The organism is Hymenobacter lapidiphilus (assembly GCF_003417065.2).
Lineage (GTDB): Bacteria > Bacteroidota > Bacteroidia > Cytophagales > Hymenobacteraceae > Hymenobacter.
Window position 1 is genome coordinate 111051 of the sequence record NZ_QVLT01000010.1, and the last position, 26609, is coordinate 137659.

A 26609-nucleotide genomic window follows, 5' to 3' on the forward strand; every position below is an offset into this window, starting at 1 on the left:
GAAAAGTTTTCCGTGTTTCGTTCTTCTCTGCGGCCGTAATGGCCTCATTGGCCTCCCGGCGCTTGCTTTTTTTTCTTCACTTTTCAGACCCTTACATGATCCTAATTGCCGATGGTGGCTCGACCAAGAGCAGCTGGTGCCAACTCGATGAGGCCGGCAACCGCGTGTATTTCAATACCGAGGGCTACAACCCCGACTTCATGAAAACGGCCGCCGTGGCCCAGTCGCTCGACCACAACCTGCCCGACAACCTGCCCCGAGCAGAAGTAACCGAAGTGCATTATTACGGCGCCGGGGTATCGTCGGCGGCGAAGGCCGAGGTACTGGCGGCGGCCATACGCCAGACGTTTCCGAATGCCACAGTTACCGTCGACCACGATTTGCTGGCCGCCGCCCGGGCGCTGCTGGGCCGTAAGCCCGGTTTTGCAGCCATTCTGGGCACTGGCACCAACTCCTGTCTCTACGACGGACAAAAAATCATTCACAACGTCGACTCCTTGGGTTTCTTTCTGGGCGACGAGGGCTCCGGCTCGTTCATTGGCAAGCGCCTGCTGCGCGATTACCTGCGCGGGCTGCTGCCCGAGGGCCTGCAGGAGATTTTTCTCGAGGAGTTCAAGCTCACCCGCGACGATATCCTGGACCGGCTTTACAACCAGCCGCTGCCCAACCGCTTCCTGGCCAGCTTCGCCAAATTCACCTACGACCATAACAACATCAGCTACTGCCGCGAAATCGTGCTGCAGGGTTTCGAAACGTTCTTCGAAAACATTGTCCGCCATTACCCCAACTACCAGGACTACACGTTCAACTGCATCGGCTCGGTAGGCTACAACTTCCGCGACGCGCTGGCCCAGGTAGCCAAGGATCATGGAATGGAAGTAGGCAAAATCATCCGCTCCCCCATCGATGATCTGGTCGCCTTCCACGAAGCAGAGCTTGGTGCATAAGCGTGTTAGCTGTTAGCTGTTAGCTGTTAGCTGTTAGCTGTTAGCTGTTAGCTGAAAAACGAAGAAGGCCCCGCACTCGGTTGAGTACGGGGCCTTGCTTTTGAACGGAATCGTATGATTTCCTAAACGAAAGCCAACAGCTAATAGCTCTCAGCTAGCAGCTTAAAACCCTAGTGATTCACAATTAGGCGGATGGACTGCTGCTGGGCGCCGGCGCTCAGGCGAACCATGTATACGCCATTGGCCAGGTTCTGCAGGGGCAGTTCCAGGCTCCGCGAGCCGGCGGGCTGGCGGGTGGCGGGCAGGGTTTGCACCGTGGCGCCGAGCAGGTTGGTAACCGTAATCTGAACCGTGGCGGCCTGGGGCAGCTCGTAGCGAAGTTGGGCAACCGCACCGGCCGGGTTGGGCTGGGCCGTGAGCTGGAGCACCGCGGCGCTGGCGCGGCGGGTGCTGAGCACCGTGCCGGCGGGCACCGTGATTTTACGCGAAGTGTACACCGCGAACTGACCGGGCGCCAGTGTGAGCGAAGCCGAGGGATTGGTTACAACCAGGGTTTCGCCCGTCAGGTAGTTGTACCAAGTACCGGCGCTCTGGAAGTTGGGCACCACCGTGGCCGTCGTTACATCGAAGTTGCCGACGATGGTGACGTTGAGGCGCGGATCGGAGAGCTGCAGGGTTTTCACGGCGCCGTTCAGGTTCTGGGTGAAGCTGGCGGGGTTCTCGAAAGCGGGTTCCTGTACTTTCAGCGCAATCAGGCTGCGGTACACATCGTAGAGATGGCGACGGTCGGGCTCCTGGTAGTAGTTCCAGAGGGCAGGCTTGTTGGCCAGCTTGCACTGGTCGTTGTCTTTATAAGGAAGGGGGACGGTACCATCGGGGCAGCTGAAGATGGACTTGTCGTAGCCGACTTCGCCGAACTGCCAGATCATTTTCGGGCCGGGAACGGTGAAGAAGAAGGCCGCGGCCAATTCCTGGCGTTTGAGGGCCGTCGACAGGTTTTTCACTGAGTAGGAGCCCGACGAGTTACCGAAGGTCAGGTTCTTGTACATCAGCCGTTCCTCGTCGTGACTTTCCATGTAGGTAATCAGGTTGGGCTGGCTCCAGCCGCGCTGCTTGTAATAGCCGCCGCTGAAGTTGGATTTGCCACCGTCGTGGTAGCCCATCGTGGCCTCGTTATAGGCATCGGTCATCTTGCCCCACAGCATCAAGCCCATATCCGACAGCGTTTTTTCTTCGTCGTTGTTGCCCAGGTGCTCCAGAATGGCGTACGAAGTCGGCGATACGCTCACCTGGAAATCGTGGTAATCCTTCCAGATGTCCACCCGCGTCTGGTCGTACTGGTTCCAGGCGCCCACATCGGTGGTTACTTTCTGGGTGAAGCCTTTGCTCAGGTCGAAACGGTAGCCGTCGATGTTGTACTGCTTCAGCCAGAACTCGATAACCTGCTTGCTGAAATAGCGGGTGAAGGGGCTTTCGTGGTTGAAATCGTAGCCCACATTGAAGGGATGGGTGGCGGTGCGGTTGAACCAGGGGTTGTTGGAAGCCGGGTTGCCGTCCTGGAAATACATCTGCACCATCGGGCTCTGGCCAAACGACTGGTTGAGCACCATATCGAGCACTACGGCAATGCCACGCTTGTGGCACTCATCGATAAAGCGCTTCAGGTCGTCTTTGGGGCCGTAATACTTATCGGGTGCGAAATAGTACGACGAGTTGTAGCCCCAGCTTTCGTTGCCCTCGAATTCGTTGGCGGGCATCAGCTCAATCACGTTCACGCCTAAGCGCTGCAGGTAAGCCAGCGTGTCGGTGAGGGTTTTGTAATCGTGCTTGGCCAGGAAATCGCGCACGAGCAGCTCGTACACTACCATGTCCTCCTTTTTAGGGCGCTGGAAGTTGTTGTTCTGGAAGGCGTAGGGCGTTACGTTGCTCTGCAGCACCGACACAATGCCGCTTTGGCCAGCCGGGTAGGCCTTCAGGCCAGGGTAAGTGGCGGCCGAAATAAACCGGTCATTCTGGGGGTCGAGCACCTTTTCGGTGAAGGGGTCGGCTACTTTCAGCTGGCCATCCACGAGGTACTGGTAGGCATACTCCTGGCCAGCAGTCAGGCCATCAATCTGCACCCACCAGCGGCCGTTCACCGAGTTGTCGGGCTGGCCGGTGGCGTCGGGCGTGCGCTTCATGTAGCCGGCGGCCGCGGCGGTCCAGTTGTTGAACTCGCCGATAACGTGTACGAAGTTCTTGTTGGGCGCCGTCAGGCTGAAGATGGCCGAGGTGCCGTTGTTTATATACGTGACGCCGTTGCGGTTGGCGCCGGCGGGCAGCTGAGCTACCGTTACCGCTTCGCGAGTCTGCAGCGTCAGCTCGGTGGCGGCCGAGGCGGTGGCGGTGGTGGCCGTGAGGCGCAGCGTGTTGGTGCCGGCCTGCGTGAGCGTCACGTTGGCCTCAATAGCCGTGGCGTTGGTGGCCGTGGCTATCTGGGTGCCATTGAGCAGCAGGGCCAGGTTGGCGGGCACCACCGAAGTGCCTTTCACGAGCGTGGGCGAATTCAGGGGGAACACGAACGGGCCGGGCCCGCTGGGCTGGGTGAAGCGCAGATCAAACTCGTTCTGAGCCACGTCCACGAAAATGTCGCCGCCGGGGCCGCGGCCCACAATCGAGCCGTCGGCGTTGCGGAATACCATGGCTAGGCGCAGAATCTGCTCGGCGGCCGGTACGTTGTACCAGGCCCGCACGCTGGGCGTGATGGCAATGGTGTAGATGTTGGGGTTGGTGGCGCTGCGCGTGAGCTTGACCGACGGGTCGGGGGCATTGAAGTTGGAGAACTTGATGTACTTCCAGTCGGAGGCATTGGTGCTCAGGTTGGTGATGACGCCGGTATGCACGTACACGTCGCCACTGAAATTGGCTAGTGCTGCATTGCCCTGCGTGGCATCAAAGGTGAGCGTAACGGCCTGCGCGGCCGTGAACGAAGCGGGCTGCGCAGTAACTACCTGGGCCCAGGAATCCGGCCGGGCGGCTCCAAAAGCCAGCAACAGCAGAAAAAGTCGAAGTATTCGCATAAGAAAACTGGTTAGGAATTTTAAAAAACGGTTACACCTTTCGGTGCTCCATTAACTCGAATCTATATCAGGAGACAGCACCTTGGTACAAGGGGGCATTAAAGATACATCCGGGCAGTGGTGTTCACCAAGTCAATAGCCGCATTTAGCGTAGATTTAACCAGATTTTTTCTACTGCACTTGCCCTCTCCATCCCTCGCTCTTCGCTCCTCTCTATTCGTGGGCCTGCTGAGTGCGCTGCTCGCCGGGCCGGTACGTGCCCAGGTGCCGCGGGCCACTTCCGAGGCAGCGGGGCCGGTGCCAACTGCTTCAACTGATTTCCCGGCCCCGGCCGACAGCCTGCAGCCAGTCGTGTTGCCGCGAATCAACCAGCGGCTGCCGCTGCTGGCCGGCGGGCTGGTAGTGTCGTACTCGTCGTTGATGTACCTGCTGAGTGAGGGTTGGTACACGGGCGAGAAAAGCCGGTTCCACTGGTTCAACGACCTGCCCGAGTGGAAGCAGCTCGACAAGGCCGGGCACATATGGGGGTCCTTCCACGAAAGCCGGGGAGCGGTGGATATGCTGCGCTGGGCCGGCGTATCCGACCGCCGCGCCGTCTGGTACGGCGGCTTCGCAGGCTTCGTGCTACAAACGCCCATCGAGCTGTTCGACGGCCGCGACCCGGAGTATGGCGCCTCCGCCACCGATTTAGCCGCCAATTTCCTCGGCTCGGCTGGCCTGATTGGCCAGCAGCTGGCCTGGAACGAGGTACGCATCATGCCCAAGCTCTCATTCAGGACCACCCGCTACGCTGGCTTGCGCCCCAACGTGCTGGGCCGGGGCCTGGGCGAGCAGTTCCTTAAAGACTACAACGGCCAGACCTACTGGCTCGCTACCGATGTGGGCGCGTTTCTGCCCGCCACCAGCCGCTGGCCCCGCTGGCTGCAGCCGGCGGTGGGCTATGGCGCCCAGCAGATGGTTTTCAACGACCCGGAAGCCAACGCCGCGCTGGGCCTGCGCTCCTACCGCCAGTTCTACCTCAGCCTCGATGTGGACCTGCGCCGTATTCCGACCCGCAACAAGGTCTTGAAAAAGGTATTCTACGCCCTCAGCATCTTCCACCTGCCCGCCCCCGCCCTCGAATGGAACCCGCGCCGCGGTTTCGTGGCCCACGGCCTGTACTGGTAAACATTCGGAGCGAAAACGTCTGTCATCCATCGTTCCAACGCAATTTGCGTAAGCAAATGGCGACCTTTACGCCTCCCCCGGGAGGGATGCCGGAACGAATCTGCGACATCCGCACCATCTGCAACATCTGTGATTTATGAATATTGGAGACCGAGTACGCCTGCTTACCGGGCGCGAAGAAGGCATCATTACCCGCCTGCTCAGCGACGAGCTGGTGGAAGTAGCCATTGACAACGACTTTACCATTCCGGTGCTGCGCCGCGAGATTGTAGTGGTGGCCGCCGAGGAAACCAAAGCCTTCGGAAAAAGCGCCGCCTCGGTGGCCGCCGAAAAGAAGGCCGCTGCCAGCGGCGCCGAAATGGCCGCCAAAGCCGCCAAAAAAGCTGGCGTAGCAACGGAAGCACCGGCCGCCAAACCGGCGGCTTCCGGCGAAAGCCCCGCCCCGCTCAAAGCCGATAAAGCCCAGCCCGCGCCGGTGCAGAAGGGCATCTACCTGGCCCTCACGCACCAGTCGCCCGAGCTGCTGGCGCTGCACCTGGTCAACCACACCGACCGCACCGTGCTCTTTACGCTGGGCGAGGAGAAGCGGGAGAAATACCGGGCCCTGAAAGCCGAGAAGCTGGAGGCCAAGTCGGCCACCGAGGCGCTGGGCCACTGGCACCTCAAGGATTTCGACCAGTGGCCGGCGCTGCTGGTACAGCTGCTGCCGTTCCAGTTCAACAGCCCCGATGCATTCGAGCTGCTGAACAAGCGCCTACAGTTCAAGGCGGCCAGCTTCTACACCAGCCGCCAGCCCAACGTACCGGTGCTCCAGCGCGAGGCCTACCTGTTTCAGCTCGACGAGAAGCCCGCTGCCCCAGTGGCCCTTCCCGCCGCCGAAACCGAGCAGCAAACCGATACGCCCGCCCCGAAGCCGAAGCCCAGCGACAAGCAGCAGCTAGCCGACAAACTAAAGGCCCAGCTGACCGGCAATGCCCCCGCCAAGCCCGCCGCCGTGGCGCCCGCGCCCCAGCCGGCCAAAGCCTTGGTAGCGCCTTCGCACGAAGTAGACCTGCACCTGGAGGCCCTGCAGCCCGAAGGCGGCACTGATGGCCTGAGTAATTCGGCCATCCTCAAGCTCCAGCTCGAAGCCTTCGAGGACACCTTGAGCCGGGCGCTGGCCACTAGCATGCACGAAATCGTGTTCATCCACGGCTCGGGCAACGGCACGCTACGCAAGGAGCTGCACAAGCTGCTGAGCCGCAACCGCGACATCAAGTTCTTCGAGGATTCGATGAAGGAGAAGTTCGGCTACGGCGCCACGCTGGTGCGGTTGAAGTAACGTATTAAGGTCTGATGGCCTTAGTTGACATGCTGTCATCCTGAGCTTGCGAAGGACCTTATCATGATAGAACGACCGTAACAACGAGTCGTTCTATATGATAAGGTCCTTCGCAAGCTCAGGATGACTTTTTTCTGTACTGCTCTTGCAGCATCTCTCTACCTTGCGGCTTCAACCAGTTTTGCCGCATGAAACTTCCCGCGCTTCTCGCCGCCTCCCTCCTACTCCTGCCCTTCACGTTGCCGGCCCAGCAGCTGCCGGTGTCGCGCACCATCCGGGCCACTTACGACAAGGGCACCCGGGCTGAGAACGGGCTACCGGGCCCCAAGTACTGGCAGAACTCGGCCGACTATAGAATTAAGGTCCGCTTCGACCCAGCTACGCGGCTGGTGCAGGGGGAAATGGAAGTTGATTATCACAACCAGAGTCCCGATACGTTGCGGCAGGTGTGGTTCAAACTGTACCCCAACCTTTACCAAAAAGGCGCGGCGCGGGCCGGCGGCATGAAGCCGGAAGATGTGGGCGAAGGCATGAAGTTGGAGCGAATGAGCGTGAATGGCCAAGCCAGCACGTTTGATAAGACCCAGCCCCAGGGCACCAACTTCGTATTCGGGCCACCCGTCTTAACCAGGCCCATCGCCCCCGGCCAGACGGCCAAGGTAACCGCCTCGTATTCATACACCCTTAACCAGGGCTCGCACATGCGCACGGGCCAGGTGGAACCCAACGCCGATTTCGTGGCTTACTTCTTCCCGCGCATCGCCGTCTACGACGACATCGACGGCTGGAACCGGCACCCTTACCTCGGCTCCCAGGAGTTCTACAACGACTTCGGCAACTTCTCGGTGGACATCACCGTGCCCCGCAACTTCGTGGTGTGGGCCACCGGCGACCTGACCAACGCCGACCAGGTGCTCACCAAAAAGTACGCCCAGCGCCTGCGCCAGGCCGAAACTCAGGACCGCGTCACGAGCATTATCACCGAGGCCGACCTGAAAGCGGGCGGCATTACGGCCACCAAGAACCCCGAGAATACCTGGCATTTCGAGGCCAAGAACGTGACGGATTTCGTATTTGCCACCACCGACCATTACGTGTGGCAGTCGAGCAGCCTGGTGGTGGACCCGGCCACTAAGCGCCGGACGCGGGTTGATGCCGTGTACAACCCCAAGCACAAGGACTACGCCGAGGTGGTGGACTTCGCCCGCCAGACGGTGCAGGCCATGAGCTACACCTTCCCGAAGTGGCCCTTCCCCTACTCCCACGAAACCGTTTTCGACGGCCTCGACCAGATGGAGTATCCGATGATGGTGAATGACAACCCGACCGAAACCCGCGAGGACGGCATCACGCTCACGGTCCACGAAATCTTCCACACCATGTTCCCCTTCTACCTGGGAACCAACGAAACCAAGTACGGCTGGATGGATGAGGGCTGGGCCACCATGGGCGAGTGGATCATCTCGGGCATGATTGACCTTAAACTCGACGACAACTACGGCATTGCGCCCTACGCCGCCGGGGCCGACACCGAGGCCGACGTGCCCATCATGACCCTGAGCACCCAGCAGACGGGCACGGCATTCTTCCTCAACTCCTACCCCAAACCCGGCCTGGGCTACCTCTACGTGAAGGATTTACTCGGCGACGAGCTGTTCACGAAGGCCCTGCACACCTACATCCGCAACTGGCAGGGCAAGCACCCCATGCCCCACGATTTCTTCAACGCCATGAATGCCGGGGCGGGCCGCAACCTCAACTGGTTCTGGCAACGCTGGTTCTTCGACGGCGGCTACCCCGACCTGGCCATCCAGCAGGTCACCAAAACCGCCACCGGCTACGATGTGGTAGTGGAATCCAAAGGCACCAAGCCTGTGCCGGTAGACCTAACCATCACCTTCGCCGACAACTCCACCCAGAAAATCCACCGCACCATCGGCGTCTGGGAGTCGGGCGCGAAAACCGTTACCGTACCCGTGCCCACCACCAAAACCGCGCAACAGATGAAGCTCGGCGCCACGCTGGTACCGGATAGCTACCCGAAGGACAACGTGTGGATGGCGAGGTAACTCCACTACACTTAACCATTCACTCAAAACGCCTCTATGGAAACTATTAGCGAGCCGTCCATTTTCGATAACACGCCTGCCCGCAGGCGGGATTTACTTCCGTGGTGGATAAAGACATTCTGCTGGATATTTATGATTTTTGGAGTAGTCGTGCTTTTCTGCTTGGGGGCCGGGCTTATGGGTTCCCAAGCCAAGTTGGCCTTCTACGGATTTGAAACCAACGATCCTCTGTCTCCAATCGGCCTTCTGCTGATAGCCGTGATGTCATTTAAGGGGTATAGCGCCTATCTGTTGTGGTTTGAAAAAGATACCGCTATTACAATTGCTAAGCTGGATGCGATTATTAGCGTTTGCATGTGTATCGCCTCCATCGTGGTGTTGAATTTTCTTCAGGACGGTTCTGAATTTTCCTTCCGACTTGAACTCATTCTGCTCATACCTTACTATATCAAACTGGGAAGAATAGAGGACGCGTGGAAGGCTGTTGTTCCAGCTAATAACTTATCTTTGCCCCTGTGATGGGTCGCCCCACCGCGGCGCGGAACGCAAGAACCGCGACGAGGAAAGTCCGGGCAACGCAGAGCACCTTGCTTCCTAACGGGAAGGGCCTTTAACTCTCTTGCGGCTCAGCACTCCACAAAAAAAGGCCCGCCGATTGGCGGGCCTTTCTGTTGAACGGTGGACCGTTAGCTTACAGATGAGCAATCTGGTCAGCATTACCGTCGGGGTCGTTTTTCACGGTGCCGCTGGTGGTGAAATTCTTGCCGCGCATGAGGAGCACGCCCGCCATATGCGGAGCGGCCATTGAGGTGCCGCTGATGCTGTTGTAGCCACCACTGAGCCAGGTCGAGTTGATGCCAACGCCGGGCATGCAGTAATCAATGGGCGGATTGCCGAAGTTCGAGAACGAAGCCCAGGAGTCGGTGCTGTTCATGGCCGAAATCGTGAAAATGTTCGGGCCGTTCACGCGGGCCGGGGAGTGGTTGTTGGCGTCGTCGGTTTCGTTGCCGGCAGCCAGGGCGAAGAGGACGCCGCCCGCCGAAGCGCGGAGCACAGCATCGTCGAGGGCCTGCGATACGCCGCCGCCCAGGCTCATGTTGGCTACGTCGCCAACTTTGCCGTTGGCGCCCACGTAATCGACGCCGGCAATAACGCCGGAGTTGGAGCCGCTGCCCCGCGCATCAAGCACCTGCACGGCCACTACCGTGGCGTTGGCGGCCACGCCCACTACCCCAATGGAGTTGTTGATGGCCGCAATGGTACCGGCCACGTGCGTACCGTGCCCGTTGCCATCGTTTGCACTGCGGGCTCTGGGTATAAACGAAATGCTGCGCGCCACGTCCACGTTCAGATCGGGGTGGGTCAGGTCGATGCCGGTATCAATAACCCAGGCCGTGCGACCCGTACCATCGGCGGTACCCACGCGGGTAATACCGTAAGGGGTAGTTTGGGCAGGGCCGGTGGTTCCACCGCCGCTAGCGGGCTTGCCAAGCGCAATAATCTGGTCCTGCTCTACGTAGGCCACACGGGCATCGGCGCGCAGCTGCTTGGCTTCCTGGGCCGTCAGCGTGGCCGAGAAGCCTTTGAGGGCATGGCCGTAGGCGTAGCCCATAGCTTCGGGCCGGGCACCCCGCGCCCGGAGTACACCCTGGCCTACGGTTTTCACTTTCTTCACTTTCTCAGCGTACGAATCACCGCTGCTCGTGCTAACGGCGTCGTCTTTGAGCACCACAATATACTGGCCGGGAATCAGGTTGGCTCCCTGCCGCACGTCGCTGCTGCTGCTTTGCGCAACACCGGCTATTTCCGGTTCTACGCCATCTTTACTACAGGAAGTGAAAGTGGCGCTGGCAACGAGCGCAGAGGCGCTCAACAACATAGCAAGGCGGGCATTGTAGGATTTCTTCTGCATTCTACTGGGTAAAAGGTGAAAAAACAGGGCAAGAAAAGACTATGGCTTTACGTACTAAGTCCTATTTAATTAGGAGCCTGAACAAGCAACTTATTCATTCGCAATGTATATGATTTAAATTTATAAAATTTTCTTTTAGGTGTAAAATTTTCAATAAAATTCATTTAAAACAGCCAAATCTTCAACCATTTGCATCTAAAAAAGCATTTCAGAGCATTTTTTACGGGATATTCTATAAACAGCCAAAGGCTGACAGACAGCCATAAAGGCGATGAAATAAAGTATTAATGTTTATTAAATATACTTAATACGTATCAAACCAAATATTAACAATCTCTACTATTTGAGGCATTTGAGTTTGGCACTTTTCCGTCCTAACCATCCACTGAATGCGTCGCCCCCTCATGGTTTGTTATCTTTGCCCCTGTGATGGGTCGCCCCACCGCGGCGTGGGACGCAAGAACCGCGACGAGGAAAGTCCGGGCAACGCAGAGCACCCTGCTTCCTAACGGGAAGGACGGCGTAGCGTAAAGCCGCGTCGGACAGCCAGTGCCACAGAAAATACCGCCTACGTTGCCTTCGGGCAGCCGGTAAGGGTGAAAAGGTGCGGTAAGAGCGCACCAGCGGCTGGGTGACCAAGTCGGCTGGGTAAACCTCAGGGGTTGAAAGACCAAATAAGCCAGCACGTCGGCCCCGCTTCCAGGGGCTGGCACCGGGCGGCTCGTCCGGCGCTGGCGGGTAGGTTGATGGAGCCTTTCGGCAACGACTGGCCTAGATAAATGGTGGGGCCGCTTGCCCTCGGGCAGGCGGACAAAACCCGGCTTACAGACTCATCACGCCACTTCAAAGGGCCGCCGCAACTTGTGTTGCGGCGGCCCTTTGGCGTTATAGCATCCTCTGCCGATTCGCTTCTACCTGGGCAAAACCATTTGTTTGGGTGCCGGCAGGAGTCATACCCGGACAAAACCAATCGTTTAAGCGCAGGCGGGCGCCCTACCTGGGCAAAACCAATCGTTTCACTGTAGGTAGGCAGCCTAACTGGATAGAACCAATCGTTTGGGTGCAAGTAGGCCGCCTACCTGGGCAGAACCAATCGTTTAAGTGCGGGTAGGAGGCCTTGCAAGATGATTTACAAAAACGATGTGGGGTGCGGGGCTTGGCTTCGCACCCCACATCGTTTAGGCCAACTGCTCCGCAACTTGGATTCGCTAGCAGCTGAAAAAGCTGTTACTTGCGTAACTACACTTTTGCCCCTGCTATGCCCCGCCTGCTGATAATCGACGACGAAAAAGCCATCCGGCACACGCTCAAGGAAATCCTCGAATACGAAAGCTACAAGGTGGATGAGGCCGCCGACGGCCCCACGGGCCTCGATATGCTTATTCAGGAGAAGTACGACGTGGTGCTTTGCGACGTGAAGATGCCCAAGATGGATGGCCTCGAAGTGCTGGAGCGGGCCCGCATATTGGCCCCGCACTCCACCTTCATCATGGTGTCGGCCCACGGCAACGTGGAAATGGCCGTGGAGGCCACCAAAAAGGGCGCCTACGACTTTATCCAGAAGCCACCAGACCTTAACCGCCTACTTGTAACGGTGCGTAATGCCCTCGACCACGTGCAGCTTGCCACCGAGACTACCAAGCTGTCTTCCGAGAACAAAACGCTTAAGAAGAAGCTGGCCAAAAGCTCGGAAATGATTGGCGAGTCGGCCGGGCTGCAGGCCGTGCGCAAGGCCATCGAGAAGGTGGCCCCCACCGATGCGCGGGTGCTGATAACCGGCCCCAATGGCGCGGGCAAGGAGATGGTGGCCCGGCAGTTGCACGAGCTAAGCCAGCGCAGCGGCGGCCCCATGGTAGAGGTAAACTGCGCCGCCATTCCGTCGGAGCTGATTGAGTCGGAACTGTTCGGCCACGAGAAGGGCTCGTTCACATCGGCCATCAAGCAGCGCATCGGCAAGTTTGAGCAGGCCGATGGCGGTACGCTGTTTCTGGACGAAATCGGCGATATGAGCCTGTCGGCCCAGGCCAAAGTGCTGCGGGCCCTACAGGAAAACAAGATTACCCGCGTGGGCGGCGAGAAGGAAATTTCGGTAAATGTGCGCGTACTGGCGGCCACCAACAAGGACTTGCTCCAGGAAATTGCCGAACGCAGCTTCCGCGAAGACCTCTACCACCGCCTCTCGGTCATCCTCATTCCAGTGCCCTCGCTCAATGAGCGCCGCGACGACGTGCCCCTGCTCATCGACAAGTTCCTCAAAGACATTGCCCAGGACTACGGCAACAAGCCCAAGCAAATCGATGATAAGGCCCTCTCCTACCTCCAGGGCCTCGACTGGCGCGGCAACATCCGCGAGCTGCGCAACGTGGTCGAGCGCCTCGTGATTATGAGCGACGCCACCATTACCGAAGCCGACGCCAAGGCGTTTGCGGGGAAGTAGGTGATGGGGCGATAGAAAGAACTGTCATTCTGAGTGGAGCGAAGAATCTCGCGTGCCCAAGTAACTCCCGATAGCAGGATTACTTTGGCACGCGAGATTCTTCGCTCCACTCAGAATGACCGTTCTATTAGCAACTGCCCGCCGCCCTCGCTAACGTCAACGCTTGAACACGCCCAGCACCGGCAGCCCGTTTACTCGCAGCCGGTACACCTGGCGGCCGAGCGTATCGGCAGGCAGCAGGCCGGGGCCATATTGGTAGCGGGCGTAGTTGGTGAACAGGTAGGTACCGGCCGGGTACGGCGGGCTGGTAAAAACCAGCCGGGCCCGCTGGGCGGCGGGCAGAATGAGCGAGTTGTTGTAGAGTAAATCGGGCCGGGCAGCTCCCACTCGTATGCGGGCAGCCGAATCGGAAGCCAACACCCACCCCAGCCCATGCCGATAGGCCAGGCCCCAATAGTCGCGGTCGAATTGCTCGGCCACTACTTGGTTAGGCAGCAGGCTGAAATACACCTGCTGTTGCGGGTGCTCTCGCACCATTCGGTATGCCGTGTGCAGTACCCCGGCCAGTAGCACCACACCCACTCCGGTGCCTACCCACCGGCCCGCGCGGTAGCGGCCGGCCAGCAGCTGGCCCATCTGTCCGCCGCGTGCGGCCAGCAGCAATAGCGCCGGATACACGAAATACAGGTGTCGCCAGCCGTTGTACACCGCCGAGTTCAGCCCGATTACCAGCAACACCGGTCCGAGCAGCCAGCCCAGCACCAGCCAATCAAACTGCCCGGTGCGAGTCTGGAAATGACCCGAACGACGGAGGCCAGCCCCCAAAATGGCGGCCAGCCCACCGGCAGCCGCCAGCAGGTAGGGCCAGGGCGTGGTGACGGTCAGCCAGACCGGTATGTAGTGCCAAGGCGTAGCCGAGCCGGACAGCAGTTCCCCCAGATAAAGGTTGCGGCCCTGCCAGGGAAACTGTCCCATGCGGCGCAACACCTCCAGCAGCCGGGCTATCGGGTCGGCCCACAGGTAGGGCCAGCCGGCCACCGCGGCGGCAGCAGTCGTCAGCAAATAGACACCAGCGCTACGAACCCAGGCAGCGCGGCGGGTGGCAGGGCCATTGAGAGCCTGCCAGCCAAGGGCAAGCAGCGTGAAAACCACCAGCAGCCCACCGCCTACCCGCACGTCGATGGCCGCCGCGCAGGCCAGCCCGTGCACAGCAGCCCGGCCTGCGCCGGGCCGGGCAACCAGCCGCACGAGCGTGAGCATAGCCACCGCGAACAGGGCCATAAAAACAATGTCCTGGGCATTATAAAAGGCCTCGGCAAACAGCCGTGGCGAAAGCACCAGGGCACCGGCCGCTGCCAGCCCCCAGCGCCAGTCGCGGGTGTAGTGGGTGGCCAGCCGGTACAGCGCCCAAACGCCCACCATAAACACCAGGAAAATCAGCAGGTGCCGCAGGCGGTAGTAGGCGGCCGAGTCGCCCTGCGCCAACAAGCCGAGCAGACTATCCGGAATTTCGAAGAGCACGCCGTGGTCGCGGTCGGGGTGGGTAGCCAGGGCCGGGATGTGCGCGTATTGGGCCTGCCGCCGCGCCAGCTCTGGTGCCACCAGCTCGGCCACGTATTTCACATTCACCAAACCGTTGAGATGATGCGCCGGCTCGTCGGTCGATACGCCGTAGTCTCCGTGCACCAGCAGGCCCAGTAGCAGCAGCAAACCGAAAAACACCCGCTCGGCCCAGCGCTGCCATACCGTGGAGGAAGACGAAGCAGGCAACGGCATGCAGGTGGGATTGGGAGTGCAAAAAGACGCCAGCGGTGAGGCTACACCAGCTGGTTACAGCCCCGAATATCCGAATTATCCAGCCGGCCGAGCACCTCGAATGAGCCGTCGGTGTGCATCCGGGCCAGGTCCTTGGTTTCGATGAAGGCGCAGCTGTCGATGTTGGCCAGGTCGATGACGTTGAGCGCGCCGCTGGCCCGGGTGGCCGACACCGAGAATGGATCGGACGGGTCGCGGAGCAGGATTTGCAGCTGGGGCGGGGCCCAGAAACGGCCGTCGCCGAAGCTATATGCCTGGCCCAGCAGCTCAGTCATGCCGTACTCGGAGTGGATGCCGGCCGGGCCGAAGCCACGCTGCAGCGCGGCGTGCAGCTCCTCCCGAATCATCTCGCGGCGGCGGCCCTTCATACCGCCGGTTTCAAGCACCGTCAGGTCCAGCAGCTCGGGCCGGCCGGCGTAGGCGTCCACGAAATCGAGCAGCGCGTAACTCACCCCTATCAACAGCACTTTGCGGCCGGGTTGTTCTTTAGCTTCAGCCAAAGCGGCGAGCAGCGCAGCGTGGTCGTGCAGGAAAAAGACCGGTTGCTGCTGGCCCGAGGCGCGCGCAAAATGCCCGACCATGGCCACCAGCGACGAGCCGCCCTGCTCCAGATACGAGGGCAGCAGCGCCAGCACCGTCCAGCCGGTCAGCGGGCCGTAATAGTGCTCGAAAATGCGCTGGGCGTGCTGATGGTACAGCTCGGGCTCGCGCACATGGTGCTGGCTGCGCTGCTGCAGCGTAGTGCCGCTGCTGAGGAAGGTTTCGGCCGGCTCCCAGTCGGCGGCGGGGCCGGTTACGGTGCGCACGTCGTGGGTCTTGAAGAACTCGATGGGCAGAAAGGGTATCTGCTCTAGCGTTTGCACGGCGGCCAGGTCGCGGCCCAGGGCAGCCAGGTAGGCAGCGTAGGGCGCGCAATGGCGGGCCTGGTGGCGAAATAGCGCCAGGGCGGCGGCCGGAGCGGTAGCGGCCGTCAGTTGGGGCAGGGCGTGCAAATGTTCTTCGCGGAAACTCATTTTTGTAGCCGGCAGTTAGCCAGAAGTTGAACAATGCAGGCGGCGGCTCGTTCGTTCAGATGCGGTATCTTTAAACTACCTTTCCATCATCGTCGACTGGCTGCCTTAGCCTTTCTCTTTAAGCACTTTTTTTATGCACTTACCTCGTACGCTGCTTTTCCAAACGCTGGGCTTTGCGGTGCTGATGGTCCTGCTGGGCCTGTCGGTGCCGGGCTGCATTAGTCCGCCCGACTATCCTGACACGCCGGAAATCGAGTTTCGCAGGGTTACGATACAACCGATTGTAAACCGCTTCGGCCCTTTCGACAGCGTGAACATAACCATAGGCTACCGCGACGGCGACGGCGACCTGGGCCTGAATAATAACGACACCCTGCCACCGTTCAATCTGTACCTGCCTAATACAAAAATTGACAATCCTAAAAGGGTGAATTACTTCTGCCAGATACAGATTCGCCGGACTGACGGCACCTTCCTCGACTATACGCCACCGGGCGACGACATTAACGGTACCTACCCCAATCTTACGCCTGCCAGCCAGGGCGACCGGGCAGCTCCACTGCGTGGCGAAATTTACTACCAGTTCAAAATTTCTCCTACCCTGGATCTTCCTCCTGGCACGGCTATCCGGTTTAAAATCAATATACTGGACCGGGCACTGAACCGCAGCAATGAGGTATTCACCGAAACCGTAACCATTCCTCAATAGCCAAGGCTGTTGCCCCAGAAGCCATTTGCAGAGCGCCCGCCCCGGTATGAGCCGGGGCGGGCGCTCTGCTTTGCGGGCCGCCGCTTAATAGATGGCCGGGAACCGCTTGGGATCAGCTTCCTGCATGATTTCGTATACGGCATCGAACACGTCTTCCACGCTGGGCTTGCTGAAGTAGTCGCCATCGGAGCCGTAGGGCGGGCGGTGGGCCTGGGCCGAGAGGCAACGCGGCTGCGAGTCGAGGAAGCGGTAGGCGTGCTGCTCGTCGAGCACCTGCTGCATCATGTAGGCAGTAGCGCCGCCGGGCACGTCCTCGTCGGCAAACAGTACGCGGTTGGTGCGCTGGATGCTGTCCACAATCAGGTGGTCGGAGTCGAAGGGCAGCAGGGTCTGCACGTCCATCACCTCCACTGCAATACCCACTTCGGCCAGCTGCTGGGCTGCCTCCATCACGATGCGGCACATCGAGCCGTAGGTGACGATGGTGAGGTCGGCGCCGCGCAGCAGGGTTTCGGGGCGGCCCAGCGGCAGCGTGAAGTCGCCGGGGTTCTGGGGCATCTTCTCCTTGAGGCGGTAGCCGTTGAGGCACTCAATCACGATGGCCGGCTCATCACTCCGCAGCAACGTGTTGTAGAAGCCGGCAGCCTGGGTCATGTCGCGCGGCACGCACAAATGAATACCGCGGATGGCGCCCAGAATCATCTGGATGGGCGAGCCCGAATGCCAGATGCCTTCGAGGCGGTGGCCGCGGGTACGCACAATGAGCGGCGCCTTCTGGCCACCTTTGGTGCGGTACTGCAGGCAGGCCACATCGTCGGAGAGCGTCTGGATGCCGTAGAGCAGGTAGTCGAGGTACTGGATTTCGGTGATGGGTTTCAGCCCGCGCATGGCGGCGCCAATACCCTGCCCGATAATAGTGCACTCGCGGATGCCGGTGTCGGTTACGCGCAGTTCGCCGAACTTCTCCTGCAGGCCCGCAAACGCCTGGTTCACGTCGCCGATGCGGCCCACGTCCTCCCCAATGGCGAAGATGCGCGCGTCGCGCTCGAAGTTGGCCGTGAAGCAGGCCTGCAACACCTCGCGGCCATCCACGGAGGCCGCATCGTCGGCGTACGCCACTGCTACTTCCTCAATGTTGCCCACGGCTTCTTCGCTCTGGCTAAACAGGTAGGAGTTGTAGCGGTCGGCGTTGTCGGCCAGGGCCTGCTCGAGCCAGTTCTGCAGCTCGCGGCGGCCAGCGCTGCGCTGCTCGCGCACCTGTCGCAGGGCGCGGCGCACGGTGCGTACAAGGTCGGCACGAATGGGCGTGGTGTTGTGCTTGAGGGCCTCCACCATTTCGTGGAGCTGGTTTTCGGTGCCGGTTTCGGCTACAAGCTTATTTAGCAGCTCCACCACCTCGTCGCGCTCCTGCTTGATGGGGTTGAAGAACTCCTGCCAGGCGGCGGTGCGGGCTTCTTTTACGAGTTGCTGGGCCGCTTTTTCGATGGCGTCCAGCTCGTCGGCCGAGGCGTGACCGTCGGCCAGCAGCCACTCGCGCATCTTCAGCAGGCAGTCGTGCTCCTGCTCCCAGCTCAGGCGGTCGGTGCTCTTGTAGCGCTCATGCGAGCCGGAAGTGCTGTGGCCCTGGGGCTGGGTTACTTCCTGCACGTGTATCAGTGCTGGCACGTGCTGCGTGCGGCATACTTCGGCCGCCTGCTCGTAGGTTTCGAGCAAGGCCAGGTAATCCCAGCCCTTTACGCGGTAAATCTCGAAGCCGTCCTGGCCCTCGCCTTCGCGCTGGAAACCCTTCAGGATTTCGGAAATATTCTGCTTGGTCGTCTGATACTCGGCGGGCACCGAAATGCCATAATGGTCGTCCCAGACGCTGATGAGCATCGGAATCTGGAGCACGCCGGCCGCGTTGATGGCCTCGAAGAACATGCCCTCCGAGGTGCTGGCGTTGCCAATGGTACCGAAAGCTACCTCGTTGCCGTTCACCGAAAAATCGGAGAACTGGTGCAGCTCGGGGTTCTGGCGGTAGAGCTTGGAGGCGTAGGCCAGGCCCACAAGGCGCGGCATCTGGCCGCCGGTGGGCGAGATGTCGGCCGAGGAGTTTTTCATCTCGGCGGAGGGGCGGAAGTTGCCGTCCTCATCCAGAAAGCGGGTGCCGAAGTGGCCGTTCATGGCGCGGCCGGCGGTGGCGGGCTCGGCCTCCACATCGGGGTGGGCATACAACTGGGCGAAGTACTGTTGCAGCGTCAGCTCGCCGATGGCCAGCATGAAGGTCTGGTCGCGGTAGTAGCCGGCGCGCCAGTCGCCGGCCCGGAAGGCGCGGGCCATGGCCAGCTGGGGCAGCTCTTTGCCGTCGCCGAAGATGCCGAACTTGGCCTTACCCATAAACACCTCCTTGCGGCCGGCCAGCGAGGCGTGGCGGCTTTCCCAGCCCAGGCGGTAATCGTGCAGGAAATCGGCTTTGGTAAGCGAGGCAACGCGGGCGGGCATAGTGGGGGCGGTGTCGGTAGCGGGCATGGACAGGGGGCGGCGGGTGGGATGGAAAACCGGGGGCTGACAAGGGGGTAGGCACCTGCTTCCCGGAAAACAGGCCCACAAAAGTACGGATTTGCTGCCGATGCCGCGGCGGGCGTATTTCGTTGAGTATCTTTGATTGCGTAAGGTCAGCCAACTGACTGGCAAAAAACAACGTCACTCATTTGTTTCCGGCACCTAACTTTTCACTCCTATGAAACACTTGGTTTTCCTGCTCCTTTCGCTTTTCACGACGGTTGCGGCCGCCCACGCCCAGGGCGTGCTCACCTTCCAGGGCGAGCAGCACGATTTCGGCTCTATTCCGGAGGGCGTGATGGCCGCCCACGAGTTCCGGTTCAAGAACACGGGCAACCAGCCCATCATCATCGCCAACGTGCAGGCCAGCTGCGGCTGCACCACGCCCGACTGGACTAAAACGCCCATTCTGCCCGGCAAGAGCGGCGTGGTAAAGGCCGTGTATAGCAGCGCCGGCCGGCCCGGTGTGTTCAACAAAACTGTAACGGTGGTCAGCAACGCGGCCACCTCCAGCACGGTGCTCACCATCAAGGGCAACGTGCTGAACAAGGAGCAGATGCGCTCTAAACTCACGCCCGCCCAGCTGGCCCAGTCGCCGCGCCTGACGCTGGACCGCAACCGCCACGACTTCGGTAAGGCTGAAGCCGGCCAGACGCTCACGGCCCGCCTCAAAGTAACTAATACTGGCAAGCAGGATTTAGTGCTGAGCGCCATCACGTCGCAATGCTACTGCGTGGGCTACAAGAACGTGCCCTCCCCCATCAAGCCCGGCGAAACGGCCGTGGTAGAGCTGGTGTACAACCAGCGCCGCTTAGGTCAGCAGCAGGAGCCCGTCGTCATCACCAGCAACGACCTGACCGGCGACGCCAAGCTCACGCTCACGGCCGATCTGGTGAAGGACCTCAACGCCGGCAGTATGGTGAAGGAAAGCGGGACTTCGGTGCCGTTTAAGTAAGAAGCGAGAAGCGGGAGAAGGAACGTCCCACTTCCGGCTCCTAGCTTCTAACTCGTTACTTCCGTATCTTTGCCCCGCGTTAACCCACCCATTTTACCCACCCACTTTTCCTGCTTTCAACCATGCTGATTGGTGTTCCAAAAGAAATCAAAAACAACGAAAACCGGGTAGCCCTGACACCCGGCGGGGCGGCCGAATTCGTAAAGCACGGCCACGAGGTGTATGTGCAGGCTACGGCCGGCGAAGGCAGCGGCTTCTCGGATGAGGAGTACAAGCAGGCCGGCGCCACTATTCTGCCCACCATTGAGGACGTGTACGCCAAGGCCGACATGATTATCAAGGTGAAGGAGCCGATTGCTTCGGAGTATTCGCTCGTGAAGGAAAACCAGCTGCTGTTCACCTACTTCCACTTTGCTTCGGGCGAGGAGTTGACGCACGCCATGATCAAGAGCAACTCGGTTTGCCTGGCCTACGAAACCGTAGAGTCGGCCAACCGTGCGCTGCCACTGCTGATTCCGATGAGCGAAGTGGCCGGCCGTATGGCGCCGCAGGAAGGCGCTAAGTACCTGGAGAAGCCATTGAAGGGCCGCGGCATTCTGCTCGGCGGCGTACCCGGCGTGAAGCCGGCCGAAGTGCTGGTGCTCGGTGCCGGTATTGTGGGCACCCAGGCGGCCAAAATTGCCGCCGGCCTTGGCGCGCAGGTCACCGTCATGGACATCAACCTCAACCGCCTGCGGGAGCTGGATGATTTTATGCCTAAAAACGTGAGTACCCAGTACTCCAACGACTACAACATCCGCGCTGCCGTGAAAACGGCCGACCTCGTTATCGGGGCCGTGCTGATTCCGGGTGCTAAGGCCCCGCACCTCGTTACGCGCGACATGCTGAAGACCATGAAGCCGGGCGCCGTGCTCGTGGACGTGGCCGTGGATCAGGGTGGCTGCATCGAAACCTGCAAGCCCACGACCCACGAAAACCCCACCTTCATCATCGACGACATCGTGCATTACTGCGTGGCCAACATGCCGGGTGCCGTGCCTTATACTTCCACGCTGGCCCTCACCAACGCCACGCTGCCCTACGCCCTCAAGCTGGCCAACCAGGGCTGGCGCGTAGCCTGCCTGCTCAACGAAGATCTGCGCCTCGGCCTGAACGTGGTGAACGGTAAAGTGGTGTACAAAGGCGTGGCCGATGCATTTGGTCTGGAGCTGACCGACGTCAACAGCGTGCTCAACGAGAACTCGCTGGTCGAAGATAACTCCTACCACACGGCGTAAGCTGCTCTCTCATTGCCTTGAAAAGCCTTTCCTGCGTCGTGCGGGGAAGGCTTTTCTGTAAGAACAACCTGCCTCCTTTTTCCGGAATGGAAGCCCTGAAACCGGACACTGGCTTCGCATCTGACATCATATGAAAGGAATACTCTACACCGGCGGCGAGCTGACCGACCTCGTGACGCTGGCGCGGCTGCCGACATATTTGCAAGCGTTTTTGCGGGCCCAGAATGGCGTGGTGGCCTACTTCGGCGGGCTGCACATCCGGGGCTGCGTGGCCGCGCCGGGCTGGCACGCGCTGGCCCAGGTCTGGCAGGGCGAGCGGGCACTGTGGCGCACGTACGGCGAACTGCGCAAGTCCGACATTCCGTTCGCGCAGGACTGTGTGGGCAACCAGTTTCTGCTGCGCGGCGACGCCGTGCTGCTGCTCGACACCGAAACCGGCGAGCTAGCCAACCTCGACGTGGATTTCAAGCACTTCCTGTTCGGGGCCGAGAAGTTTCCGATGGATGCCCTGGGCCTGGAGCCGCTGCGGGCCTTTCAGCAGGCTGGCGGCATGCTGCAGCCGGGGCAGCTGCTGAGTTTATATCCGCCGCTATGCCTGGCTACCAACGGCCGCAGCACTCCCGCCACGCAGGCTGTGCCAGTGGCTAAGCGCCTCGACTGGCTGGCCGATTTCTACCGCCAGATAAAGGATTTGCCCGATGGGCAGGCCGTAAAGCTGGAGCCGCTGTAGGGGTTGTCTATGCCTCCCGTTAAGTAGAATCGTTGTTACCTACGGCCGATGTAGGGGCGGGGCTCGCCCCGCCCGCCATTGAACGGTCCGAATTTGAATCGCTAAACGGCGGGCGGGGGCAAGCCCCGCCCCTACACGTTCAATGCCTCCACTCTACTTTGTCCTGCTACTCAACTAGCCCATGCCCACTGAGTTTCTGCGTCTGCTGGTTCGTCGTTTTGCGCTGCTGCTGGGGGCGTATCTGCTGCTGCGGGCGGGCTTTTTCGGGCTGAACTACGTGGTGTTTCAAGGCGCCTCAGCGGGGCAGGTGGCGCTGGCTTTCTGGCACGGCTTCCGGTTCGATTTGTCGGCCCTGCTGCTGCTCAACATTCCGTGGCTGCTGCTGAGCCTGGTGCCCAGCCAAGGCCGGAACTGGCAGCGGCTGGTGCGGGCGGTGTACCTGCTGCTCAACGGCTTCGGGCTGCTGCTGAACCTGGTGGACTGGGAGTACTTCCGCTTCATCGGCCGGCGCACGAGCAACGAGCTGAGCACCATCGGAGACGACGTGCAGCGGCAGGCGGGCCAGCTGCTGCTCAGCTACTGGTGGTTGCTGCTCCCCTTTGGCGTGTTGCTGGCGGCGTTGTGGCACTTCTACCCGATGCCTCGTTTGGAGCCGCAAGCGGACAGTCGCAAGCTGCAAGCTGATGGCAGGCACCCGGGAAGCAAAAAAGGGAAACTTACCGTTTGGGGCGGGCAGCTTGCGGCTATTGTCCTACTTGCCGGACTGGTAGTGCTGGGTATACGGGGCGGATTGCAGCTGAAGCCGCTGCGAACCGGGGCCGCTTTCGTGCAGCAGCCGGCGGTGCTGGGCCACCTAGCGCTCAATACCACCTTTACCTTCCTAAAAAGCCTGGGCTACGCCGCGCCCGAGCGCAAGAGCTACTTCGACTCGCCCCAACAGCTACGCACGGCGCTGGCGGCCCGCCCCCTGCCCCAACGACCTGCCGCCCCGCTGCCGGGCCGCAACGTGGTCATCCTGATTCTGGAAAGCTTCGGCTCGGAATACACCGGCATCGAAAATCCCGGCCGGCGCGGCTACACGCCCTTTTTCGACTCGCTGGCCACCCACGGCGGCGGACTTCTACTTCCCGACCACTACGCCAACGGCCGCCGCTCCATCGAAGCCCTACCGGCCGTGCTGGCAGGCCTGCCGAGTCTGATGGAAGGCTCCTTCATCACCTCCGATTTCCAGACCGCCGAGCTGCACGGGCTGGGCAGCATCCTGGCCGGCCACGGCTACCAGACCAGCCTGTTCCATGGGGCCCAGAACGGCACGATGGGCTTCAACACCTTCAGCGGCATGACCGGCATGCAGCAGTATTTCGGGCTCGATGAGTACCCCGGCGCGGCCAACAGCCCCGATTTCGACGGGCACTGGGGCATTTTTGATGAGCCGTATCTGCAGTATTTCAGCCAGCAGCTGAGCCGGCAGAAGCAGCCGTTTTTTAGCACGCTGTTCACGCTCAGCGCCCACGAGCCGTTCGGGCTGCCGGCCAAGTATCAGGGCAAGCTACCCACCGGCACGCTGGCCATTCAGCCCACCATTGCCTACACCGACTTGGCTCTGCGGCGCTTCTTCGCTACGGCCCGGCAGCAGCCCTGGTATGCTAACACGCTGTTCATTCTGCTGGCCGACCACACCTCGCAATCCGACGCGCCCGGTTACCAGAACGTGCTGGGCGAGTACAAAATACCACTGCTGCTTTTCGCCCCCGGCCAGCCGCTGCCGGCCGTGCCCCAACCGCGTATCAGCCAGCAGGCCGATGTGCCGGCCACCGTGCTCGACCTGCTGGGCCTGCCGGCCGACGGAAAGCTGCTCCCCTTCGGCTCCTCCGTGTTCGATACCGGAACCAGCGGCCGGGCCCTGTTCCTGAGCGGTGGCAGCTACTGGCTGGTCCACGCCGACTACGTAACCGAACTGACGGCCGACAACCAGGTGCGCCTCTACCCCTACCGTCGCCACGCCCTGCCCGCTACGCCCCTCGCCCACTCCAACCCCGCCAAGCTGCGCAAATATGGCAACGAATTGAAAGCCTGCGTGCAGTTTTACCTGAACGGGCTGGCCGACAATACGCTGTATAAGTAAAGGGCGGCAAGGCATACGTTTCCGCGTCATACGTTTCGCTAATTCACTTTCCCTTGGAAAACCTCTTCATCACCGGCATCGGCACCGACGTGGGCAAAACGCTCGTAGCGGCCATTGTTACCGAAGCGCTGCAAGCCGATTACTGGAAGCCCGTGCAGGCGGGCCTCATGCCCACCACCGACGCGGGCACCGTGCGCGGACTCGTTACGAACCCGGTTAGCCACTTCTGGCCCGAGCGGTACCGGCTGGCGCTGCCGGCCTCGCCCCACGCCGCCGCCGCGGCTGAGGGCCTGACGCTGCGGCCCGACGATTTCGAGCTGCCCGCCACGGCCAACCACCTCGTCGTGGAAGGTGCGGGTGGGCTGCTGGTACCGCTGGCCCCCGGCTTTTCGGTAGCCGATTTGGTGCAGCGGCTGGGGCTGGCTGTAGTGGTAGTGTCGCGGCACTATCTGGGCAGCATCAACCACACGCTGCTCACGCTGGAGGCGTTGCGGGCCCGGCAGATTCCGGTGCGCGGCCTCGTGTTCAACGGCGCGCCTAATTCGGCGACGGAAGAGGCCATTTTGGGCTATTACGACGGGCCGGTGATGCCGCGGATACTGGAGGAGCCGGAGGTATCGGCGGCGGTGGTGGCACGGTACGCGGCAGAGTTCGGGGAGTTCTTTAATCACTGAAGCTGTTTAGAAAGTACCCCGAATCAATCAGAACGTCATGCTGAGCTTGTCGAAGCATCTCTGCTGCTTCGTTGAACGACCGCTCCGAAGCGGTAGAGATGCTTCGACAGGCTCAGCATGACGTGCTGTTGACTTTGTAAACAGCTTCAGTGATTAACGCTGATTTTGCGGCTGGTTACGCTGATTCTTTTTGCTTCAACGACCCTGCGCGCCTCTGCGGGAAACGACTCTAGGCTACCTTTGCCCCATGCCTACCCTTTCTGAACGCGACGCCGCCGTGCTGTGGCACCCTTATACCCAGATGCAGACTGCCCCGCTGCCCATTGCCATTATCAAAGGCGAGGGTAGCTGGCTGGTGGCCGAGGACGGCACCCGCTACCTCGACGCTATTTCGTCGTGGTGGGTAAATTTGCACGGGCACGCCCACCCGCACATTGCGGCCCGCGTGAGCGAGCAACTGCGCACGCTGGAGCACGTGCTGTTCGCCGGTTTCACCCACCCTACCGCCGTAGAGTTGGCCGAACAGTTGCTGGAAACTCTGCCCGCAAACCAAGCTCGCGCGTTCTACTCCGACAACGGTTCGACGGCCGTGGAAGTGGCCCTGAAAATGGTGCTCCAGTACTTCCACAACTTGGGGCGGCCCGAGCGGCGCACCTTCATCTGCTTTAAAGACTCCTACCACGGCGACACGTTTGGGGCCATGGCCGTGAGCAGCCGCGGCGCCTTCACCGAGCCGTTTTGGCCCTTGCTGTTTAACGTGGAGTTTATTGATGTGCCGGTGCCTGGCCACGAGGCCGAAGTGCTGGCCCAACTCGACGAAATTCTGCAGAAGCCCGAGGTAGCCGGCTTCATTTTTGAGCCGCTGGTATTAGGCACGGCGGGCATGGTGATGTATGAGCCCGAGGTGCTGAGCGAGATGCTGCGCCGCTGCCACGCGGCCGGCGTGCTCTGTATTGCCGATGAGGTGATGACCGGTTTCGGCCGCACCGGACCGCTATTTGCCAGCAGCCTGCTGACCGAGCAGCCCGACCTGATGTGTTTTTCCAAGGGTCTGACCGGCGGTACGCTGGCCATGGGCCTGACCACCTGCGCCGCCCCGGTATATGAAGCTTTTCTGAGCGACGACAAGATGCGGGCCCTCTTCCACGGCCACTCCTACACGGCCAACCCCGTGGCCTGCGCCGCTGCCCTGGCCAGCTTGGAGCTCACCCGCACCGACGAATGCACCCAGCAACGCCGCCGCATCGAGGCCGCTCACGCTGCTTTCCGGCTCGAAATCGGAGACCAGCCGGGCATCCGGGCGGTGCGGCACCGGGGCACCATCCTGGCCGTGGAGTACGACCCGGGCGAGGGCACCAGCTACTTCAGCCGCCTGCGCGACGCCTTCTACCAGCTCGCCCTCGACCATCACGTAGTGTTGCGGCCCCTGGGCAACGTGGTGTACCTGCTGCCACCCTACTGCACCACCGATGCGGAGCTGGAGCTACTCTACGCCGTGCTGCTCCAAATGCGCGAGCTGGTCCTCGATTTCGTGCCCGCCCCCAACCTGCCTCACATTCTGCATGACTAGCCTCGCCTCGGATACCGTAGTCATCATCCGGGGCCGGGGCCGGGTATCGGCGCTGGGGCTGGAGGCTAACTGGGGTGCAGCCGCCTCGCCCTTCAGCACGCATCCGGCGGGCCTGCCCGTGGCCGCGCTGCCTGCCGAGGCCGAAGCTGCCGTAGCCGCGCTGCGCCAGGCTCACCCCGCCTACCGCCAGCTCGACCGCACCGTGCTGCTGGCTATGCTGGCCGCCCGGCAGGCAGTTGCCAGTTACCAGTGCAGTGTCAGAGCAGAACGTCATTCAGAGCGAGCAGA

The 26609-nt window shown here is 60.9% G+C and carries 18 protein-coding genes, 1 other RNA gene and 1 pseudogene; 15 read left to right on the plus strand and 5 right to left on the minus strand.

Going from position 1 to position 26609, the window contains the following annotated elements; all coding sequences use genetic code 11:
* Nucleotides 1-95 precede the first annotated feature (95 nt).
* A complete protein-coding gene (locus D0N36_RS08225) occupies nucleotides 96-947 on the plus strand; it encodes an N-acetylglucosamine kinase (protein WP_116940920.1) in 852 nt (283 codons plus the stop codon).
* A 170-nt stretch (nucleotides 948-1117) separates the two neighbouring features.
* Here D0N36_RS08225 and D0N36_RS08230 read toward each other — a convergent pair whose 3' ends face one another.
* On the minus strand, nucleotides 1118-4006 hold the full coding sequence (locus D0N36_RS08230) for an alpha-amylase family glycosyl hydrolase (protein WP_242478842.1): 2889 nt from the start codon (nucleotides 4004-4006) through the stop codon (nucleotides 1118-1120).
* A 180-nt stretch (nucleotides 4007-4186) separates the two neighbouring features.
* Here D0N36_RS08230 and D0N36_RS08235 point away from each other — a divergent pair, with 180 nt between their 5' ends.
* The 4 genes from D0N36_RS08235 (at nucleotide 4187) to D0N36_RS08250 (ending at nucleotide 9082) form a co-directional block, all read left to right on the plus strand.
* Nucleotides 4187-5173 carry a YfiM family protein gene (locus D0N36_RS08235; protein ID WP_242478843.1) on the plus strand — a complete coding sequence of 329 codons (987 nt, stop codon included), beginning with the start codon at nucleotides 4187-4189 and terminating at the stop codon, nucleotides 5171-5173.
* 136 nt (nucleotides 5174-5309) lie between these two features.
* Nucleotides 5310-6494 carry a Smr/MutS family protein gene (locus D0N36_RS08240; RefSeq protein ID WP_116940921.1) on the plus strand — a complete coding sequence of 395 codons (1185 nt, stop codon included), beginning with the start codon at nucleotides 5310-5312 and terminating at the stop codon, nucleotides 6492-6494.
* Nucleotides 6495-6682: 188 nt separating this feature from the next.
* Nucleotides 6683-8563 (plus strand): M1 family metallopeptidase, encoded by a 1881-nt coding sequence (locus tag D0N36_RS08245; RefSeq protein WP_116940922.1) that lies wholly within the window; start codon nucleotides 6683-6685, stop codon nucleotides 8561-8563.
* A 36-nt stretch (nucleotides 8564-8599) separates the two neighbouring features.
* Nucleotides 8600-9082 carry a hypothetical protein gene (locus D0N36_RS08250; RefSeq protein ID WP_116940923.1) on the plus strand — a complete coding sequence of 161 codons (483 nt, stop codon included), beginning with the start codon at nucleotides 8600-8602 and terminating at the stop codon, nucleotides 9080-9082.
* Nucleotides 9083-9254: 172 nt separating this feature from the next.
* Here the strand turns inward: D0N36_RS08250 and D0N36_RS08255 are convergent, their stop codons facing one another.
* Nucleotides 9255-10475, minus strand: a complete 1221-nt coding sequence (locus D0N36_RS08255; protein WP_242478844.1) for a S8 family serine peptidase — start codon at nucleotides 10473-10475, stop codon at nucleotides 9255-9257.
* Between the two features lie 426 nt (nucleotides 10476-10901).
* Between D0N36_RS08255 and rnpB the strand changes: the two genes are divergently transcribed.
* An RNA gene (rnpB, locus tag D0N36_RS08260) (RNase P RNA component class A) lies at nucleotides 10902-11316 on the plus strand.
* A 417-nt stretch (nucleotides 11317-11733) separates the two neighbouring features.
* Entirely contained in the window at nucleotides 11734-12912 is a 1179-nt protein-coding gene (locus D0N36_RS08265) for a sigma-54-dependent transcriptional regulator (RefSeq protein ID WP_116940924.1), read from the plus strand.
* Between the two features lie 156 nt (nucleotides 12913-13068).
* On the opposite strand, the gene D0N36_RS08270 is transcribed toward D0N36_RS08265, so the two are convergent.
* Together D0N36_RS08270 and D0N36_RS08275 are read right to left on the minus strand one after the other, a co-directional pair.
* Complete coding sequence (locus tag D0N36_RS08270; RefSeq protein ID WP_116940925.1) at nucleotides 13069-14688, minus strand: hypothetical protein; 1620 nt, start codon at nucleotides 14686-14688, stop codon at nucleotides 13069-13071.
* A 41-nt stretch (nucleotides 14689-14729) separates the two neighbouring features.
* Entirely contained in the window at nucleotides 14730-15740 is a 1011-nt protein-coding gene (locus D0N36_RS08275; protein WP_116940926.1) for an acyl-CoA synthetase family protein, read from the minus strand.
* Nucleotides 15741-15873: 133 nt separating this feature from the next.
* Between D0N36_RS08275 and D0N36_RS08280 the strand changes: the two genes are divergently transcribed.
* Nucleotides 15874-16449: a hypothetical protein gene (locus D0N36_RS08280; RefSeq protein ID WP_116940927.1), complete on the plus strand. Its 576-nt coding sequence runs from the start codon at nucleotides 15874-15876 to the stop codon at nucleotides 16447-16449.
* Nucleotides 16450-16533: 84 nt separating this feature from the next.
* Here the strand turns inward: D0N36_RS08280 and D0N36_RS08285 are convergent, their stop codons facing one another.
* Nucleotides 16534-18957, minus strand: coding sequence for an alpha-ketoacid dehydrogenase subunit alpha/beta (locus D0N36_RS08285; protein ID WP_242478845.1), 2424 nt, complete (start codon nucleotides 18955-18957; stop codon nucleotides 16534-16536).
* Between the two features lie 211 nt (nucleotides 18958-19168).
* On the opposite strand from D0N36_RS08285, the gene D0N36_RS08290 reads away from it, so the two are divergent.
* The 7 genes and pseudogenes from D0N36_RS08290 to D0N36_RS08320 form a co-directional block, all read left to right on the plus strand.
* Nucleotides 19169-19945 carry a DUF1573 domain-containing protein gene (locus D0N36_RS08290; protein ID WP_116940928.1) on the plus strand — a complete coding sequence of 259 codons (777 nt, stop codon included), beginning with the start codon at nucleotides 19169-19171 and terminating at the stop codon, nucleotides 19943-19945.
* Nucleotides 19946-20067: 122 nt separating this feature from the next.
* Nucleotides 20068-21222, plus strand: coding sequence for an alanine dehydrogenase (ald, locus tag D0N36_RS08295; RefSeq protein WP_116940929.1), 1155 nt, complete (start codon nucleotides 20068-20070; stop codon nucleotides 21220-21222).
* 130 nt (nucleotides 21223-21352) lie between these two features.
* Nucleotides 21353-21952 (plus strand): SMI1/KNR4 family protein, encoded by a 600-nt coding sequence (locus D0N36_RS08300; protein WP_116940930.1) that lies wholly within the window; start codon nucleotides 21353-21355, stop codon nucleotides 21950-21952.
* A gap of 181 nt (nucleotides 21953-22133) precedes the next feature.
* Nucleotides 22134-24077 carry an LTA synthase family protein gene (locus D0N36_RS08305; protein WP_116940931.1) on the plus strand — a complete coding sequence of 648 codons (1944 nt, stop codon included), beginning with the start codon at nucleotides 22134-22136 and terminating at the stop codon, nucleotides 24075-24077.
* A 53-nt stretch (nucleotides 24078-24130) separates the two neighbouring features.
* On the plus strand, nucleotides 24131-24751 hold the full coding sequence (gene bioD / locus D0N36_RS08310) for a dethiobiotin synthase (protein ID WP_116940932.1): 621 nt from the start codon (nucleotides 24131-24133) through the stop codon (nucleotides 24749-24751).
* A 247-nt stretch (nucleotides 24752-24998) separates the two neighbouring features.
* Nucleotides 24999-26321, plus strand: a complete 1323-nt coding sequence (gene bioA, locus D0N36_RS08315) for an adenosylmethionine--8-amino-7-oxononanoate transaminase (protein WP_116940933.1) — start codon at nucleotides 24999-25001, stop codon at nucleotides 26319-26321.
* A pseudogene (locus D0N36_RS08320) lies at nucleotides 26314-26609 on the plus strand (hypothetical protein); the annotation flags it as partial. The gene bioA and the pseudogene D0N36_RS08320, both read left to right, overlap by 8 nt.